The 2,266-nt window shown below is 64.4% G+C and carries 2 protein-coding genes and 1 pseudogene; all 3 read right to left on the bottom strand.

The features are described 5' to 3' along the window. Nucleotides 1-182: pseudogene (locus JMF90_RS34055) on the bottom strand (glutamate racemase); the annotation flags it as partial. Between the two features lie 34 nt (nt 183-216). After that, nucleotides 217-693 carry a bacterioferritin gene (gene bfr, locus JMF90_RS34050; RefSeq protein ID WP_006478315.1) on the bottom strand — a complete coding sequence of 159 codons (477 nt, stop codon included), beginning with the start codon at nt 691-693 and terminating at the stop codon, nt 217-219. 193 nt (nt 694-886) lie between these two features. Beyond that, nucleotides 887-2,266: fumarate hydratase (locus JMF90_RS34045; RefSeq protein ID WP_201326068.1), on the bottom strand; the 1,380-nt coding region annotated here is incomplete at its 5' end.

The raw sequence follows: 2,266 nt of genomic DNA, 5'->3' as shown, positions 1-2,266 counted from the left end.
GTGATGAAGGCCTCGTCGCGTGGGCCATATGGCGCGTGGTGCGAGTCGGCGACGTAGACGAACGATTCGTCCGGCAGGTGCGCGCGTGCGGCGCGCAGCACCGACAGGCCGCCGAGCCCCGAGTCGAAGATGCCGACAGGGGCGGCGGCGCGCGGCGCGGTAGCGTGGGACGGGTTCGTCATCGTCAGGCGGGCGGCGGGCTGGCGGGCAGGGCGATTACTCGGCCGAACCCATCATCGTCTGCTGATAGTTCTGCAGACCGACCTTGCCGATCAGGTCGATCTGCGTTTCGAGCCAGTCGATGTGCTCTTCGGTGTCGTCGAGGATCTTCTCGAAGATCTCGCGCGACACGTAGTCGCGCACCGATTCGCAGTAGGCGATCGCTTCCTTGCAGGTGGACTGCGAGATCTGCTCGAGCTTCAGGTCGCACTTCAGGATCTCTTCGGTTTCCTCGCCGACGAGCAGCTTGTGCAGGTCCTGCAGGTTCGGCAGGCCGTCGAGCATGAACACGCGCTCGATCAGCCAGTCGGCGTGCTTCATTTCGCCGATCGACTCGTCGTATTCGTGCTTGCCGAGCTTGTCGAGGCCCCAGTGCTTGTACATGCGCGCATGCAGGAAGTACTGGTTGATCGCCGTGAGTTCATTCTTCAGTTGGGCGTTCAGATATTCGATGACTTTCTTGTCGCCTTGCATGGCTGTTCCTTGTTCAGTGGGGCTTCAGAAACCGAACGATAATCGCTCGAACGAGAAAAGCCAAGCCTCGAAGCCTTGTCGGGCCTGCCTTTTGCGTGTAATGAGAATCAGCCTTGAATAACCGGCCGCGCACAATAATGAGAATGAGAAGTAAAAAGGCCGGACTCCTGTCCGGCCTTTCGTTCGATCGCGTTTAAGCGGTGGCGACCGGGATCTTGCCGATCTTCGCCTGCCATTCCTTCGGACCCGTCTGGTGCACCGACGTGCCCGACGAATCGACGGCGACCGTCACCGGCATGTCCTGCACGTCGAACTCGTAGATCGCTTCCATGCCGAGGTCTTCGAACGCGAGCACCTTCGCGCCGCGGATCGCCTTCGATACGAGGTAGGCCGCGCCGCCGACCGCCATCAGGTAGGCCGCCTTGTGCTTCTTGATCGCGTCGATCGCGACTGGGCCGCGTTCGGCCTTGCCGACCATCGAGATCAGACCCGTCTGAGCGAGCATCGTCTCGGTGAACTTGTCCATGCGCGTGGCCGTCGTCGGGCCGGCCGGGCCGACCACTTCGTCGCGCACCGGATCGACCGGGCCGACGTAGTAGATCACGCGGTTCGTGAAATCGACCGGCAGCTTCTCGCCCTTCGCGAGCATGTCGGCGATGCGCTTGTGCGCGGCGTCGCGGCCGGTGAGCATCTTGCCCGACAGCAGCAGCGTCTGGCCCGGCGTCCAGCTTGCGACTTCTTCCGGCGTCAGCGTGTTCAGGTCCACGCGCTTGCTGGTTTCCGTGTTCGGTTCCCACTGCACCTTCGGCCAGGCGTCGAGCGACGGCGCTTCCAGCTTGGCCGGGCCCGACCCGTCGAGCACGAAGTGCGCGTGGCGCGTGGCCGCGCAGTTCGGGATCAGCGCGACCGGCTTCGACGCCGCGTGCGTCGGCGCCGCCATGATCTTCACGTCCAGCACGGTCGCGAGGCCGCCGAGGCCCTGCGCGCCGATGCCGAGCGCGTTGACCTTCTCGTGCAGTTCCACGCGCAGTTCCTCGACCCAGTCCTTCGGGCCGCGCGCGATGATTTCCTGGATGTCGATCGGCTCCATCAGCGATTCCTTCGCCATCAGCATCGCCTTCTCGGCGGTGCCGCCGATGCCGATCCCGAGCATGCCCGGCGGGCACCAGCCGGCGCCCATCGTCGGGACCGTCTTCAGCACCCAGTCGACGATCGAATCGGACGGGTTCAGCATCACGAACTTCGACTTGTTCTCCGAGCCGCCGCCCTTCGCCGCGACCTGCACGTCGACCTTGTCGCCCGGCACGATCTCGTAGTGGATCACGGCCGGCGTGTTGTCCTTCGTGTTCTTGCGGGCGCCTTCCGGCGGATTGACGATCGACGCGCGCAGCACGTTGTCCGGGTGCGTGTAACCGCGGCGCACGCCTTCGTTGATCATGTCGGTGAGGCCCATCGTCGCGCCGTCCCAGCGCACGTCCATGCCGACCTTCACGAAGATCGTCACGATGCCGGTGTCCTGGCAGATCGGGCGCTTGCCTTCCGCGCACATGCGGCTGTTCGTGAGGATCTGCGC

The sequence above is a fragment of the Burkholderia sp. E168m23 genome (assembly GCF_016586125.1).
Lineage (GTDB): Bacteria > Pseudomonadota > Gammaproteobacteria > Burkholderiales > Burkholderiaceae > Burkholderia > Burkholderia orbicola.
This window is presented reverse-complemented; position numbering and strand designations above follow the sequence as displayed.